The sequence below is a fragment of the Methylobacterium sp. OAE515 genome (genome assembly GCF_041806315.1).
In the GTDB taxonomy this organism is placed as follows: Bacteria; Pseudomonadota; Alphaproteobacteria; order Rhizobiales; family Beijerinckiaceae; genus Methylobacterium; species Methylobacterium tardum.
The window spans coordinates 1659457-1674740 of record NZ_JBGMUV010000001.1; the positions used below are offsets into that span (position 1 = coordinate 1659457).

15 protein-coding genes are annotated in these 15284 nt (G+C 71.6%); 7 read left to right on the plus strand and 8 right to left on the minus strand.

The genetic code is table 11. From position 1 onward, the window contains the following. The first annotated feature begins 61 nt into the window (after positions 1–61). The 6 genes from rbfA (at position 62) to ABIE45_RS08235 (ending at position 6984) form a co-directional block, all read left to right on the plus strand. Complete coding sequence (rbfA, locus tag ABIE45_RS08210) at positions 62–487, plus strand: 30S ribosome-binding factor RbfA (RefSeq protein WP_192706262.1); 426 nt, start codon at positions 62–64, stop codon at positions 485–487. Between the two features lie 53 nt (positions 488–540). Continuing rightward, positions 541–1569: a tRNA pseudouridine(55) synthase TruB gene (truB, locus tag ABIE45_RS08215; RefSeq protein ID WP_373622237.1), complete on the plus strand. Its 1029-nt coding sequence runs from the start codon at positions 541–543 to the stop codon at positions 1567–1569. A gap of 134 nt (positions 1570–1703) precedes the next feature. Beyond that, entirely contained in the window at positions 1704–3098 is a 1395-nt protein-coding gene (locus ABIE45_RS08220; RefSeq protein WP_192706263.1) for a dihydrolipoyl dehydrogenase, read from the plus strand. A 76-nt stretch (positions 3099–3174) separates the two neighbouring features. Continuing rightward, entirely contained in the window at positions 3175–5790 is a 2616-nt protein-coding gene (locus tag ABIE45_RS08225; RefSeq protein ID WP_192706264.1) for a histidine kinase dimerization/phosphoacceptor domain -containing protein, read from the plus strand. A gap of 14 nt (positions 5791–5804) precedes the next feature. After that, positions 5805–6410 carry a biliverdin-producing heme oxygenase gene (locus tag ABIE45_RS08230; RefSeq protein WP_192707317.1) on the plus strand — a complete coding sequence of 202 codons (606 nt, stop codon included), beginning with the start codon at positions 5805–5807 and terminating at the stop codon, positions 6408–6410. Between the two features lie 127 nt (positions 6411–6537). After that, entirely contained in the window at positions 6538–6984 is a 447-nt protein-coding gene (locus ABIE45_RS08235; protein WP_192706265.1) for a DMT family transporter, read from the plus strand. A 15-nt stretch (positions 6985–6999) separates the two neighbouring features. On the opposite strand, the gene gmk is transcribed toward ABIE45_RS08235, so the two are convergent. From gmk to ABIE45_RS08275, 8 genes are all read right to left on the minus strand, one after another. Next, a complete protein-coding gene (gene gmk, locus ABIE45_RS08240; RefSeq protein WP_192706266.1) occupies positions 7000–7662 on the minus strand; it encodes a guanylate kinase in 663 nt (220 codons plus the stop codon). A 49-nt stretch (positions 7663–7711) separates the two neighbouring features. Beyond that, positions 7712–8587: a YicC/YloC family endoribonuclease gene (locus ABIE45_RS08245; RefSeq protein WP_192706267.1), complete on the minus strand. Its 876-nt coding sequence runs from the start codon at positions 8585–8587 to the stop codon at positions 7712–7714. A 117-nt stretch (positions 8588–8704) separates the two neighbouring features. Next, on the minus strand, positions 8705–9133 hold the full coding sequence (locus ABIE45_RS08250) for a VOC family protein (RefSeq protein WP_192706268.1): 429 nt from the start codon (positions 9131–9133) through the stop codon (positions 8705–8707). An 82-nt stretch (positions 9134–9215) separates the two neighbouring features. After that, entirely contained in the window at positions 9216–10628 is a 1413-nt protein-coding gene (gene mltG, locus ABIE45_RS08255) for an endolytic transglycosylase MltG (RefSeq protein ID WP_192706269.1), read from the minus strand. 151 nt (positions 10629–10779) lie between these two features. Then, the gene (gene mutM, locus ABIE45_RS08260; protein ID WP_192706270.1) at positions 10780–11670 is read right to left on the minus strand and encodes a bifunctional DNA-formamidopyrimidine glycosylase/DNA-(apurinic or apyrimidinic site) lyase; all 891 of its coding nucleotides are present in this window, start codon (positions 11668–11670) and stop codon (positions 10780–10782) included. Positions 11671–11871: 201 nt separating this feature from the next. Further along, on the minus strand, positions 11872–12507 hold the full coding sequence (locus ABIE45_RS08265) for a Smr/MutS family protein (RefSeq protein WP_192706271.1): 636 nt from the start codon (positions 12505–12507) through the stop codon (positions 11872–11874). Further along, complete coding sequence (locus ABIE45_RS08270) at positions 12504–13697, minus strand: MltA domain-containing protein (protein ID WP_210331562.1); 1194 nt, start codon at positions 13695–13697, stop codon at positions 12504–12506. Before ABIE45_RS08270 ends, ABIE45_RS08265 begins: the two co-directional genes overlap by 4 nt. A 24-nt stretch (positions 13698–13721) precedes the next feature. Beyond that, positions 13722–14435: a Tim44/TimA family putative adaptor protein gene (locus ABIE45_RS08275; protein WP_192707318.1), complete on the minus strand. Its 714-nt coding sequence runs from the start codon at positions 14433–14435 to the stop codon at positions 13722–13724. 337 nt (positions 14436–14772) lie between these two features. On the opposite strand from ABIE45_RS08275, the gene secB reads away from it, so the two are divergent. Continuing rightward, the gene (gene secB / locus ABIE45_RS08280; protein WP_192706273.1) at positions 14773–15273 is read left to right on the plus strand and encodes a protein-export chaperone SecB; all 501 of its coding nucleotides are present in this window, start codon (positions 14773–14775) and stop codon (positions 15271–15273) included. The last annotated feature ends 11 nt before the right edge of the window (positions 15274–15284 follow it).

Consider the following 15284-nt stretch of genomic DNA (forward strand, 5'->3'; position numbering starts at 1 on the left):
CCGTCTTTTCTTTTTTTCAGAACGTGATCCGGCCACCCCAGCGGCGCCGGCCCGAGACAGAATGGCCCAGAAACCGACTTCCACCGGCCCCTCGCAGCGCCAGCAGCGCGTGGCCGAACTCATCCGCCACGCGCTCGCCGAGGTGCTCCAGCGCGGCGACATCCAGGATCCGGTGCTCGGCACGCATGTCGTGACTGTGCCGGAGGTGCGGATGTCGCCCGACCTGAAGCTCGCCACGGCTTACGTCATGCCGCTCGGCGGCCTCGATGAGGCGCCGGTGATCGCGGCCCTGGAGCGGCACCGGAAAGTGCTGCGCCAGGAGGTGGCCCGACGCGTGAACCTGAAGTTCGCGCCGGAGCTGCGCTTCCGCCGCGACGAGACCTTCGATGAGGCGGCCCGCATCGATAAGCTGCTGCGGGACGAGCGTGTGCAGCGCGACCTCGATTCCGGGCGCGACGACGAACCGGAGACCGGGACGGGGCATTGAACCCTGTCACCGAACAGAAAGGGACGGGGCATCGACCCCGGGGACACGCGGACATGACGGTTTCCATGGAAGATCAGCCGCCGGCCGAGCGCGCCGCTCCTGCTCCGGGCGCAGAGCGCCGGGGCTCGGAGGGACGGCGCCCGCAGCGCGGACCTCGTCCGGACCGGCCGAAGCGTCGGGACGTGTCGGGCTGGGTGATCCTCGACAAGCATGTCGGCATGACCTCGACCCACGCGGTCGCGGTGGTGAAGCGCGCCTTCAACGCCAAGAAGGCCGGCCATGCCGGCACCCTCGACCCGCTGGCCTCCGGGATTCTGCCGATCGCGCTCGGTGAGGCGACCAAGACCGTCCCCTTCGTGATGGATGGCCGCAAGGCCTACCGCTTCACCGTGCAGTGGGGCATCGAAACCGACACCGATGATGCCGAGGGGCGGCCCGTGGCGACCAGCGACGCCCGGCCCGACCGCGCGGCGGTCGAGGCGGCGCTGCCGGCTTTCGTGGGTGCGATCGAGCAGGTGCCGCCGCGCTACTCGGCTATCAAGATCCAGGGCGAGCGCGCCTACGATCTCGCCCGCGAGGGCGAGGTCGTGGAGCTGGTCGCACGCCCGGTGCAGATCGACCGGCTCGCGGTCGTCGAGCATGACGGCGAGCGGACGGTGATCGAGGCGGAATGCGGCAAGGGCACCTACGTGCGCGCCCTGGCCCGCGATCTCGGCCGCATGCTCGGCTGCTACGGCCACGTCTCGGCCCTGCGCCGGACCCGCGTCGGCCCGTTCTCGGAGGCCGAGGCGTGCCCGGTCTCGGTGCTGTCGGAGGGCACCCCCGAAGCCGCACTCGCCTATCTGCGTCCGGTCGAGACGGCTCTCGATGCCATCCCGGAGGTCGCCGTCTCTCGCGATCTGGGCCTGCGCCTCATGCGGGGTCAGCCGGTGATCCTCCGGGGCCGCGACGCTCCCGTTGAAGGCAAGGCGTTCGCGACCTGCGCCGGAATCCTGGTCGCCGTGGGGGACGTGGAGCGCGGCGAGCTGGTGCCGCACCGGGTTTTCCACCTCGGCGGCACGGCTCCCGGCCGCAGCGCCTGAGTCCATAGCCCTGCGCAGTCGGCGACGGCGCGTGCAGGGCCCCGGCCGGTTCGGATCGGACTGAGGCGCGAGCGCACAGGTGGAACGAACCTGAGCCGTGAGACTTTGGCCCCGGCGGAACGTCCGGGGTGGTGATGCGCGAACTCGATGTCGATGTGGCGGTGATCGGGGCCGGAACGGCCGGCATCGCCGCGCATCGCGCCGCCACGGCCGCCGGTGCCCGCGCGGTGCTGATCGAGCGCGGACCGGGCGGCACCACCTGCGCCCGGGTCGGCTGCATGCCCTCCAAGCTGCTGATCGCCGCCGGTGCCGCCGCGCACGCGGCCCGCAGGACCGATCTGTTCGGAATCCGGGTCGCTGGCGTCACCGTCGACGGCCCGGCCGTGCTGAGACGTCTCCGCGCCGAGCGCGATCGCTTCGTCGCCAGCGTCCTCGAGGGGCTCGACGCGCTGCCGGACGACACCCGGATTGCGGGCAGTGCCCGATTCGTCGATGCGCGTACCCTCGTCGTGCAGGATCAGGCGCAGATCCGGTTTCGCGCGGCTGTCATCGCCACGGGATCGAGCCCGGTCGCGCCGGCGCCGCTCCACGGATTGGGCGAGCGCCTCCTGACCACCGACACCCTGTTCGAGATCCCCGACCTGCCCGATTCGCTGGCCATCCTCGGCGCCGGCGCTGTCGGGATCGAGATCGCCCAGGCGATGGCGCGGCTCGGCGTCGCGGTCACGGTCATCGATGCCGGCAATGCCGTCGCCGGCCTGTCCGAGCCTGCACTCAACCGGCAGGCGATCGAGATCTTCGGTGCAGAGTTCGACCTGCACCTCGGCGCCCGGGTGCAAGACGCCGCACCGGACGGCGACGGCGTTCGCGTCGCCTGGACCGATCGTGCCGGGCAGCCGCAGGTCACGCGGGCGACCCGCATCCTCGCCGCGGCGGGCCGGTCACCCAATCTCGCCGATCTCGATCTCGAGGCTGCCGGCCTGCGCGTCGGCGAGAGCGGCGTGCCGGATTTCGACCGCCAGAGCCTCGTCTGCTCAGGGGCGCCTATCCTGATCGCTGGCGATGCCGATGCCTGGCGGCCGGTGCTGCACGAGGCGAGCCGACAGGGCACGATCGCCGGAGCCAATGCCGCCGCCCTGGCCGCCGGCCGTGCCGTCGAGTCGCCTGGGCCCCTTCCAGGCTTCGCCATGGTGTTCACACACCCCCAGGTTGCTGTGGTCGGAGCGCCTCACGATCCCGAGGACCAGGACCGCGTCGTCGGAGGAATGGACTTCTCCAATCAGGGGCGGGCCCGCGTCGAGGGCCTGAACCGCGGCGGCATCCGCCTCTGGGCCGATCGGAGCGGCCGGCTGCTCGGCGGCGAGATGCTGGGCCCCGCTGCGGAGCACCTTGCGCATCTGTTGATCTATGTTCTTGCCGAGGGCCGCACGGTGAGGAGCCTGTGCCAGAGACCGGCATATCATCCTACAGTTGAGGAAGGACTTATGAGCGCAATGTCCGACGTTCAACGAAAGATTTACGGGTCTTGATCTTGTCGCGACCACAATCGTTGCGCTTGGTCCATCGTGCCGTCATATCCGATTGAATGAGCTGGTTTCGTTCCTGATGCCGCCGAGCCAGGTCCCCGATAACGGCGTCGACCTCGACGTGCTCGCGCCCGACGCGATCGACCGCCTGGATCAGGGGGTCATCGGTCTCGACGCGGCCGGAGCCGTCGTGGCGTTCAGCGAGGGCGCGAGCGCGATCTCGGGCCTGTCACGCGACGCCGTCCTGGGGCGCAACTATTTCCGCGAGGTGATGCCGGGCACCAACGTCCCGGGCTTCCGGGGCCGCTTCCTCGCCGGCGCCCGTCGCGGCGCCCTGGACGAGAGCTTCGACTACGTCTTCGGTCGGCTGCCGCAGCCGCTCCGGGCCCGGGTCCATATGCGTCACGGAACGATCGCGGCGGGTGCTCCGGTGACGTGGCTGACCATCGATCCGCTTGAGAGCCTCGGGGCCGGCCTGTCGCGCGAGGCCGTGATGGCGGCGATCGGGCAACGCGTCCGGGCCGAGCCGGTCGATGCCAGCATCTGCGAGCGCGAGCCGATCCACATCCCCGGCTCGATCCAGCCCAATGCCGTGATGCTCGCCGCCGACGCGGCGACCCTGCTGGTGCTCGCTTACTCGGCGAACGTGTCCGAGATCGTGGATCCGTCCGAGCTGCCGCTGGCGGGCCGCCCGCTCGCCGATATCCTGCCGGTGGCGTTCATCGAGGCGGTTCAGGCGCGCTTGGCGAGCGGGACCTTGGATGACGGCCGCTCGGTGCGTCGCCGGCTGCTCCTTCCGGGCCGGAGCACCCCTTACCACGCTGTCGCCCATGCCCATGCCGGACGGCTCATCGTCGAACTCGAGCTGGAACCCGACTCAGCCGACGACTTCGCCACGGCCAGTCAGGTCGACGTCGAACTCGCAGTCGGCCGCCTGCGCGAGGCCGCGACCCTAGCGGGTGCCGCCCGGATCGCCGCCCTCGAGATCCGCGCCCTGACGGGTTTCGAGGCGGTGCTGGTCTACCGGTTCGACAGCGACTGGAACGGCGAGGCGGTGGCCGAGGACAAGGTGCCCGATTGGTCGCGGAGCCTGCTGGGCCTGCGCTTTCCCGCCTCCGACATCCCCGCCCAGGCACGTGCCCTCTACACGAAGGCCAAGAGCCGCTTCGTGATCGACCGCGACAGCGTGCCGGTCGGTCTGGTTGCGGCGCCCGCCGCCGGCAACGCCCCGATCGACCTCACCTTCGCGCAGCATCGGACGCTGTCGCCGATCCACTTGGAGTACCAGCGCAACCTCGGCGTGAACGGGTCGATGTCGATCTCGATCATGGTCGAGGGCCGGCTCTGGGGCTTGATGATCGGCCACCACCGCCGTCCGCACTACGTCACGCCGGAGACCCGCTCCGCCGCGACGGTGCTCACCGACGCCTTCGCCATGCGGGTGCAGGAGATCGAGTCCCGCCGGCTCTGGGACGAGCGCCAGGCCCATCTCGATGTCGAGGGGCGCCTCGTGCGCGGGCTGACCCGGTCCGACGATTTCGTGGCGGCCCTGACCGGCGGCGCGACCACGCTGCTCGACCTGTTCAGCGCCACGGGTGCCGGCATCGTCTCGGGTGAGCGGGTCACGCAGATTGGCCGGACGCCGCCGCCGGACATGATGGTGGCGATCGCGGGCTGGCTGCGGGAACGGATGCCCTCGGGGGAAAGCGTCTACAGCAGCAACAGTTTCACCACCGAGTACCTGGAAGCGGCGCCGCACCGCGAGATCGCGAGCGGCCTGCTGGCCGCCTTCGTCGACGAGTCGCGGGAGAACCTGCTGCTCTGGTTCCGCCCCGAAGTGCCCAGCACCGTCACGTGGGGCGGCGACCCGCGCAAGCCCGTTCTCGCCGGAAGCGGCCCTGTCGCCGTGCTGCCGCGCCGCTCCTTCGAGCGTTGGGTGGAGGAGCGCACCGGTTTCGCGGCACCCTGGGCGGAGTGGCAGCTCCAGCTCGCGGCTTCGCTGACCGAGGCCGTGGAGGGCGTCGTGCTGCGCCAGAGCCGCAAAATCGACGAGCTGACGAGCCTTCTGGCCGAGAAGGAGCGCCTGCTCGAGCAGAAGGACTTGCTGACCCGCGAGATCGACCACCGGGTGAAGAACTCCCTGCAGATCGTCTCCGCCTTCCTGCAGATGCAACGGCGGCAGATCGCCGACGGCGAAGCCCGGCAGGCCTTCGCCGATACCTCCGCCCGGGTGATGAGCGTCGCCCGGGTGCACGACAGCCTGTATCAGGCGGAACGCTTCGACGAGGTCGATCTCGGCCAGACCATCGAGAGCCTGTGCAACGATCTCGCGGGACTCGCCGGCGACGGACACGCCGTGGATATGTCCGCGGAGCCGGGCCTGATGGTGCCCTACCGCAAGGCGGTCGCGCTCTCGCTGATCGCCACGGAACTCGTGACCAACGCCTTCAAGTACGCCGCGAATCCGGCCGGGGGCGGCCGTGTCGAGGTGAAGGTCTCGGCCTCCGGTCCCGGAGAGGTCCAGCTCCGGGTCTGCGATGATGGCGCCGGCCTGCCCGACGATTGGGCCGACGCCAAGGCCCGCGCCAAGGGATCCGGCCTGGGCATGAAGCTGATCCGGGCGATGCTCGAACAGATCAACGCCCGGCTCGACGTCGCCAACAATCCCGGCGCCTGCTTCACGATCACCGCGTGAGCGCACCGGGATCGATGGGCCGCGACAGCCTGCATGCCAGGCTTCGGACGGCCACGGGGCCAGCCCACCAGGCCCTGGAGGATTCCCTCGACTGGCGGGCGCGCGTCGCGACGCTGCCGGGCTATCGCACCCTGCTGGCGCGGCTCCACGGTTTCCATGCGGCCTGGGAGCCGGTGATCGGCGCCGAGCTGGCCGATGACGCTTTTCTCGCACCGCGCCGCCGCCTCGCGCTGCTGGCCGCGGACCTCCAACATCTCGGGCTGAGTGCCGATGCGGTGGCCGCGCTGCCGCTGCCGATGCTTGGCGGTCGTGAGGGGCCCGTCCTTCGGGGACCGGCCGCGGCCACGGGCGCGCTCTACGTGCTGGAGGGCTCGACGCTGGGCGGCAAAGTGATCGGCCGGCATATCGCTGACCTGCATGGCCTGTCCGGCGCCGGGCTCGCCTATTACCGGGCGCACGGCCCGGCCGCCGGGTCGATGTGGGCGGCCCTCCGGGCGCGGCTCGAAATCTTCGCGGACGATCCGGCCGCGGAAGCGGTCCTGACCGGAGCCGCGGTGGCCACCTTCGCGGCGATGCGCGCGTGGCTGAGCCCCGCGCCCGAGGGTGCTGCCGGGCCCTGAGCGCCGCATATCCAGCCGGCGGGCGCGCGGGTTTCCCATAAAGCCAGCAGGCACGGCATTTGACGGCCTGCGCCGGAGCGGCTGTCACTCCGGGTGGATCAACCCCTCCAAACAGGCCCGTTCCCCGATGCTCGCTCTCGCGATACCCGCCTTGCTCGCTGTCCTGGCAGGGGCCGGCCTCGTCCTGCAGCAGATCCTGAACGCGAATTTGCGCGCCGGGCTCGCCTCGGCGTCGTGGGCGGGATTCGCCAGCTACGCGGTCGGCCTCACCTGCATGGCGCTCCTCGCCGGAGCCCTGCGCGATCCCGTGCCGGCAGCGAGCGTGGCGGGGCGCATCCCGTGGTGGACCTGGAGCGGCGGCCTGTTCGGCGCGCTCTTCATCGGGCTGGCGATCCTTCTCGTCCCGAAGCTCGGCGCCGCGACCTTCTTCGCCCTCCTGGTGACGGGTCAGATGCTCGCCTCGATCGTGTTCGATCAGTTCGGCCTGCTCGGCTTGGCGCAGCGATCCGTCGACCTGCCGCGCCTGATCGGGGTCGGGCTCTTGATCGGCGGCGTCGTGCTGATCCGCCGATAGGAGCGCTCTCGGTCCTTAGGGCGTCTCGGCCAGCAGGCCGTCGACGAACTGCGCTAGTCCGGTGCGGCGCGCGCGCTTGAGCCGCTCGGCCGCCAGGATCCCCTGGAGCGCCTTGAAGGCGTTCTGCAGGTCGTCGTTGACGATGACGTAATCGTACTCGATCCAGCGCTGGATCTCGGTCCGGGCGTTGGCGAGACGCTTCTCGATGGTGTCGGCCGAATCCTCGGCCCGGCGCTCGAGGCGCTGGCGCAGTTCGGCCATGCTGGGCGGCAGGATGAAGACCGTCACGACATCCTGAGCCAGCTTCGCGCGCACCTGCCGTGTGCCCTGGTAGTCGATGTCGAAGATCATGTCCCGGCCGGCCCCGAGCACCTTCTCCACCGGCCGGCGGGGCGTCCCGTAGAAATTGCCGTGGACCTCGGCCCATTCGAGCAGGTCGTCGCGGCTGCGCAGGTCCTCGAACGCCTCGCGATCGATGAAGTGATAGTGGCGCCCGTCGATCTCGGACGGGCGGCGGGACCGCGTGGTCACGGAGATCGACAGGTCGAGCGCCCAGGCCGGATCCTGCGCGATCGCCCGCGTCAGGGTGGTCTTGCCCGCCCCGGAGGGCGAGGACAGGATCAGGATCAGCCCACGCCGCGCGATGGGGTTGGAGGCGCTGCCGGCCGGCTCGGTCATGCGCGTGTCTCCGCGGGGTTCGGCATCCATATCCTCACGTCTCGACCGGTCATTCGATGTTCTGGACCTGCTCGCGGAACTGCTCGACCACGGCCTTCAGGTCGAGCCCGATCCGCGACAGGGTGATGTCGTTAGCCTTCGCGCACAGGGTGTTGGCCTCGCGTCCGAATTCCTGGGCCAGGAAGTCGAGGCGGCGGCCGATCGCGCCGCCGGCGGCCAGCAGCTCCTGGGCGCTGGCGACATGGGCCCTGAGGCGGTCCAGCTCCTCGCGGACATCCGCCTTCCCGGCGAGCAGCATGGCCTCCTGATGCAGACGGTCGGGATCCAGGCTGCTGCCGCCCAGCGCCGCCACGGCGGCCGCCAGGCGCGCGCGCACCGCCTCGGGCTGACGCGCTGGGTTGTCCTCCGCGGCCTGCGTCAGCGCGGCGATCCGGGCGACCTGGGCGCCGACGACCTGCTCCAGCTGACGGCCCTCGGCGCGGCGCGCCTCGACGAGATCCGCGACCAACTGGACGACGCTGGCGGCGAGGTCCCGGGTGAGCACCTCCGTGTCCGTCGCCTCGTCTTCCGTCTCGATCACGCCGCGGATGCCGAGCAGCCCGTCCAGAGTGGCAGGTGCCACGCCCTCGGGAACCGGCACCCGGGCCACGGCCTGCGCGAGACTGGCCAGAAGGGCCTCGTTGATCCGGACCCGCGTCGTCGCCTCCGGCCGGGTCAGCGTCAGCGTCAGCTGGCACTGGCCGCGGGTGAGGGTTTTCTGGAGGGCCGTGCGGGCGGTCTCGCCGAGGCCGTCATAGCCGGCCGGCACGCGGACGCGCACGTCGAGGCCGCGCCCGTTGACGCTGCGGACTTCCCAGGCCCATTGCACCGGCCCGGTGGTGCCCGCCGCGCGGGCGAAGCCGGTCATGCTCGCGATCTGGGCCATGGCGACCCCCATCCCCCCTCGAAGATCGGGGCCTGTAGCACGGATCGGCGGGTGGGGAAGAGGTCGGTCGGTTCGTCGGCGCCGGCGAGGCCCCTGGAGGAGGGGGGCACGGTGGGATCACGCGCCGGGCTGATCCTGCGTCACGGCCGCCGCGTCCATCCACATCAGCTCGATCACGTGGCCGTCGAGATCCTCGAGGTTGCGGCTGTACATCATCTCGCCCATCGCCTGCGGGGCCCTGAGGTCGGCGCGTCCTCCGGCGTCGACCGCTTGCGCGACGCGCGCATCGACCGCGGCCCGGCTCTCCTCGGACAGGCAGATCAGCACCTCGGTGGCGGTGCGGGCATCGGCGATCGGGCGCGGCGCGAAATGGGCGAAATGTGCGTGGCTGAGAAGCATCACCACGATCGCGTCGGAGAACACCATCGCGGCGGCCGTGCCCGGCTGGGAGAAGCGGGCGTCCCGCTCCGCCCCGAGGGCCGCGTAGAATCCGGCCGCGCGCTCGACGTCGGCCACGGGCAGGTTCACGAAGATCATCCGGGGCATCCGGCTCTCCCTTCCGCGGCAGGCGGCTCGACGTCCGGCCGGGCGTCTCGGAAACGGCGGGGCCGCGATCCGGCCCCGGCCGTCAGCGCCGGCCGCGCGGCGCCGGCGTCGGATCGGCGAGGGCCGGGACGGTCTTCGGCGAACCCAGATCGTAGCTGCGGTTCTTCAGCGGATCGAGGCGCGTGCCCTCGGAGGCGTCGAACGCCCGCGAGCTCGGCGCTCCGGTTTCGAGGAAGGCCGCGTTCGTGTTGGTTCCGTTCCCCGCGGGCGCGCCGCCCGGCGCGTAGGCCGAGGCGCGGCCCGGCGTCGCCGGATCGGGGCCGGGCTCGACCTTGTCGACCGCGTCCGGCGGCGCCTGCCGGCTCTTCTCCACCGCCCGCCAGCGGGCGACGTTGCGCTGATGCGCCTCGAGCGAATCGGCGAAGGCGTGCCCGCCGGTCCCGTCCGCCACGAAGAAGAGGTCCTTGGTCCGCGAGGGGTTGGCGACCGCCTCCAGGGCAGCCCGGCCGGGATTGGCGATCGGGCCCGGCGGCAGGCCCTCGATCACGTAGGTGTTGTAGGGCGTCGGCCGGTCGATCTCCGAGCGCATGATCCCGCGGCCGAGGGTGCCGCGGCCGCCCACGAGCCCGTAGACGATCGTCGGGTCGGATTGCAGCTTCATCCGCTTGTTCAGGCGGTTGATGAACACGCCCGCCACCCGCGGACGCTCGTCGGCGCGGCCGGTCTCCTTCTCGACGATCGAGGCCAGCGTGACCATCTCGGCCGGGGTCCGGACCGGCACGTCGGCGCTGCGCCGGAGCCAGATCTGGTTCAGCACCTCGCGCTGCTTGGCCTTCATCAGGTTGACGATCTGCTGTCGGGTGGCGCCGCGCTCGAACTTGTAGGTGTCGGGCAGGAGCGAGCCTTCAGCCGGGATATCGTTGACCTCCCCGGTGAGCACGTCGTTGTCGTTGAGGCGGGTCACGATCTGCTCGGAGGTCAGGCCCTCCGGGAACGTGATGGCGTGCTGGACCTGCCGGCCGGTGGCGATCGTGTCGAGCGTGTCGGCGATGCTCGCATGCGCCTTGAACACGTACTCGCCGGCCCGGAGCGCCGGCCGGCCGCCGAACCGGGCGGCGAACTCGAACAGGCCGGTATGGTCGATCACGCCCTCGCGCTTCAGCGTGTCGGCGATCTCGGACGTTCCGCTGTGGGTCGGGATCACCACGACCTTGTCGGCCGCGAGCGGTCCCGGCTCGCGGACCTGCCGCTGGAACAGCGTGATCCCGATCATCGCCGCGATGGCGATCACCACCGCGAAGGTCAGCGCCCCGCTGACGATGCCCACGAGCCCGCTCCGCTCGCGCTCGGGCTTCTCTGGCGGCGGCGGGGCAGCGGTCGGCTTGATCGCCTCGCCGGGCGAGCGCGGCGAGAGCCGCTGCGGCAGGGCCGGCCCGTCCGTCGGATCCAGCGCGGTGGTCTCGGGCGCGGGGGGCTTTGAGCGGCGGAAGAACATCGGGATCCTGTCTGGGCCCGCGCGACCCGTGACGCGTCGCGGGCCGGGATCGGCTGCCCGCAACCGGGTGCGCACGTCGAGGGCTCCGACCCTAGCCGGGTTTGTGGCGAAAATGCCGTTTCGCGGCGCGAGAGTCGACGGATCGGTTCCGTCAGTCGGGGGGCTGACAGGCGGCGCAGAAGAAGGTCGAGCGGTTGGCCTGCACGATGCGGGTGATCGCGCCGCCGCAGCCCGGCCGGCTGCAGGGCAGGCCGACCCGGTCGTAGACCCGGAAGGCGTGCTGGAAGGCGCCCGAACGGCCGTCGGTCTGCGCGTAGTCGCGTAGGGTCGAGCCGCCGGCCTCGACCGCCGCCTCCAGGACCGTCACGATCGCCTTCGCCAGGGCGTTGGCCTTGGCGGTCGGGCGACCGTCGGGCTTGGCGAGGCTCCCGGCCGGCGCTTCCGGATGCAGGCGCGCCCGGTGCAGCGCCTCGCAGACGTAGATGTTGCCGAGACCCGCGATCAGCCGCTGGTCGAGGAGCGCGGCCTTCAGCGGCGCGGACTTGTGGCGGAACAGCCGCGCGATCACAGCCCCCGTGAGCCCGTCGAGGGGCTCGACGCCCATCCGGGCGAAGTGGCGGCAGGCGGCGAGATCCGCGCTCGGGACGAGATCCATGAAGCCGAAGCGGCGGGCATCGTTGTAGGTGACCGTGGCGCCGGTGCTCATGGCCATCACCACGTGGTCGTGCTTGGGGGTGCCCTGGGCCCCTTCGAGGTAGAAGTCCCCCGGCGACAGGTTGCGGCCGTCGGGCAGCGCCACGTCGAACCGGCCGCTCATGCCGAGATGCATGACCAGCGTCTCGCCCGAGTCGAGGTCGGCGGTCAGGTACTTGGCCCGGCGCGCGAGATGCGTGACGGCCCGCCCCTCGAGCCGGGCGGCGAAGCGCTCCGGGAATGGGAAGCGCAGATTGGCCCGGCGCAGGGTGACGCGGCTGAAACGCGCCCCCACCAGGGCGGGGGCCAGTCCGCGCCGCACGGTCTCGACTTCGGGAAGCTCCGGCATCTCTCGAACGGCTGTGTGCGCGGCGCCGCGTGCGCCGGGCCCCGATATCGGCGCGAACGGGCCTTGCCGCAACAGCGTGGCCCCGCGCGGTTTGACGCCCCATTGGGTCGAGCCAGACGGCCAGAAGGCGCCTCGGGGTGGGCGGGGGAGACCGAAGGCCCTGCCGTTGGACGGATCCGGGCCGGAACGACGCGCGATGCCCTATCGGCGCCGCAGGCGCACATAGAGCGCGCCGCCGCCGCCGTGGTGGCGGGCGGCCTCCTCGAAGCCGAGGACGATCCCGCGCAAGTCCGGCCCCCGGAGCCAGTGCGGCACGCTGCGGCGCAGGACTCCGCGCTCGGCGAAGGCCTCGGAATAGCCCGGTCCGCCCTTGCCGGTGACGACCAGCACGTAGGCATGTCCGGCGGCCCGCGCCCGCAGCAGGAAACCCGTGAGCGCGGCATGGGCCTCTGCCTGCACCATCCCGTGCAGGTCGATCCGCGCCTCGATGGGGAGGCGCCCGCGGCGCAGGCCGACCTTGGCGGTTCGCTCGAGCCCCGCGCTCGGCGCGTGGTGCTGAGGCGGTGCCTGGTAGGGGGCGGCGGTCACGGGACGCGGCGGTGCCGCTGCCGGCTTGGGCGGAGGCTTCGACCGCGGCTTCTTGGCGGCCGGTGCCGCGCTCGGCTTCAGGATCGGGGCCGAGAGGGCCGGCATGGTGGCGGTCGGCGTCGCCGGGATGGGGGCGGCCTCGGGGATCGGCGGCGCGCGTCCGGGCAGCGGCGTCACCAGCTTGGCGATCGCGTCCCAGAGCCGGGCCTCGCCCGCACTGAGGCGGCGCCCGCGGCGGGGCGCCCTCACGGCGCCAGCTCCCGGGACGCCTTGCGCTTCGGCAGCAGGACCACGAAGCCGATGGCATCGCGCAGGTTTCCAGCGACGATGCCGGCCCGGGCACCGGTGCCGACGAAGAGATCGCCGCGGGCCGGCCCGACGATCGCCGATCCTGTGTCGGCGGCGATCACGAGGCGTCCCGCCCCGCCTTCGGCTCGATCGGGCAGCCTTCCGGCGAGCCAGAACGGTAGCCCATAGCGCCAGAGGCCGGCATCCACCGCGAGGCTGTAGCCGGGGCTCAAGGGCGCGTTCGCGGCCCCCGGGGGGCCGAGGGCGGGATCCGCCACGTCGGCGAGGCGGAAGAAGATGTAAGAGGCATTCGCGCGGATCAGCCGGCGGGCGGTGTCGGGATGGTCGCGCAGCCACCCGGTCCAGCGGGCGAGGGTCAGGCCCTCAAGGGGCAGGTGCCCCTCCTGAACGATCAGCTTGGCCACCGCCGTGTAGGGCCGGCCGTTGCGCCCGTCATAGAGGACCCGCACCGCGCGCCCGTCCGGCAGGCGGACGCGCCCTGAGCCCTGCACCTGCAGCACGAGCAGATCGACCGCGTCGCGTAGCCACAGGATCGGCCGTGCCTGCGCGCCGAGCGCCCCGTCCTCGATGGCGGCGCGGTCGGGATAGGGCGCGAACCCGGCCGGGGTGGCCCGTGCGGCCCGCAGGGACGGATCGAGGCCGGGGCGGGTCTCGCCGGGGCCGAGGGACACGAGGTCGTCGGGGCGGGCGAGCACCGGCGTCGGGAAATCGCCGGTGGGATCGAGGGAGCCTTCGAGCTCCGGCTCGAAATAGCCGGTCAGGAAGCCGGGCTGCCCGGCCCCCGGCCGCTCCACGCGGAACGCGTCGAAATGATCGCGGAAGAACGTGGCGGCATCCGGAACGTCGTCCGCGGACGCCGCGCAGGCCTCGGCCAGGGCTGCGGGATCACCCGCCACACTCGCTTGCTGCGGCAGGGCCGGGGGCGGCGCGGTGCAGACGCGGCGGAAGGCGTCGCGCGCGGCGGCGGGATTCGGGCCGGGAAAGCCCGGCAGAGTCTCGATCGCGACGGGCGTCAGGACGGCGCCGCCGACCGTCTCAGGTGCGGCGCTGGCCGCATAGGTCAGGACGAGCTGGGTCAGGGCGAGCGCGGCGACGGCGGCCGGAACGGTTCCGGATCGGAGGCGTGGCAGCGGCACGGCTCGGCTGCCACGCGTTCAGGCGCCGGCCTCGGTGGCCACGAGCTGCCAGTTCGGATCGCGCGAGCCAAGAGTGCGGGCGAAGGTCCAGACATCCGGTACTTCGACCACGGTCTCGGCGCTGCCATCGACCACCTTGCCCTCCGCGTTGCGAGTGGCCGTGATGAGGTTCGACAGGAAGCGCACGGTCACTTGTGCGACGCGGTTGCGCACCTCGACGGCGACGATCTCGGCCTTGTCGATCGACACGAAGGTGGTCTCCAGCGTCTGCCGGTTGCGCTCGCGCTCGACGATCGCGCGCTCGAACGCCTCGCCGACCTCCTTGGACAGGAGCCCGCGCAGGGTCTTCCGGTCGCCCTTGGCGAAGGCGATCATGATCGCCTCGTAGGCCGACTTGGCGCCCTCCAGGAAGGCGCGCGGATCGAAGCCGGGCTCGGCCTGGACGCAGGCCTCAAGGCCGCGCGCGATCTCGGAGCCGGGCTCGGCGATTCCGCGCCAGTCGCGCGGTGCCGCGGCCGGCGGCGGCGCGGGCTGAACCCGGTCGGCGCCCGGCAGGCGAACCACGTTGTCGCCGTCCGACCGCGCCTGGGGCTCGGTGCGGCTGCGATCGACCGGCTTGAACGGGGAGCGCTCCGCTCCGGTCTTCTGGCCGAGCACCGAGCGCAGACGCCAGATCACGAAGACTGCGAGCGCGAGGAAGATGATGGTCGTAACGTCGAAACTGTCCTGCATCACCGATCCGATGGTGGCCGCGGCAAGACCCTGTGCCATTTGCTCAGGTCAGACGCGGTGCGGCGCCGTTGAGGCACGCATAGGTCCTGGCGACTCATATCCGACCAACGCGTAAGGAGCGAGCCGGTTGTACGCGTGCGGAGTCGGCTCGCGCGACTTGATCGCGATATGGGTCGCTCGGGCCGGCAACGCCAGCGTCGCGCCAGCTCGCTTGTCCAGGGATGGTCCGCGTGCTAGCGGCCCTGCAGTTTGGGCAGTTCCGCGGCTTTATCCAGCGGCACCCGCCGCGACACCAACCCGCGCCGGCCGCGCCGGCTGATCGAGAAGGATGATCCGCATGGCCGATTCCCCGGCAGCGAACGGCAACGGCGGCGGCATGCCGCAGGGCGACGTACCGACCATCAACGCCCTGGCGCAGTACACGAAGGATCTCTCCTTCGAGAACCCGAACGCGCCGCGCTCGCTGCAGCCCAAGGAGGGGCAGGGGCCGCAGATCAACATCCAGGTCAACGTCAACGCGCAGCAGCTCTCCGAGACCGATTTCGAGGTCGAGCTGAAGCTCGAGGGCGACGCCAAGGTCCAGAACGAGGTGCTGTTCGCCTTCGAGGTGACCTACGCGGGCGTGTTCCGCCTGCTGAACATTCCGGCCGACCAGATCCATCCGGCCGTGATGATCGAGTGCCCGCGCCTGCTGTTCCCCTTCGCCCGCCAGATCGTGGCCGAGGCGGTGCGCAACGGCGGCTTCCCGCCCCTGTACATCGACCCGATCGATTTCGTCGGTCTGTACCGGCAGAAGATGATCGAGCAGCAGGGCGCCCAGGGGCCGCTCGCCTCCTGAGGCTCACACCG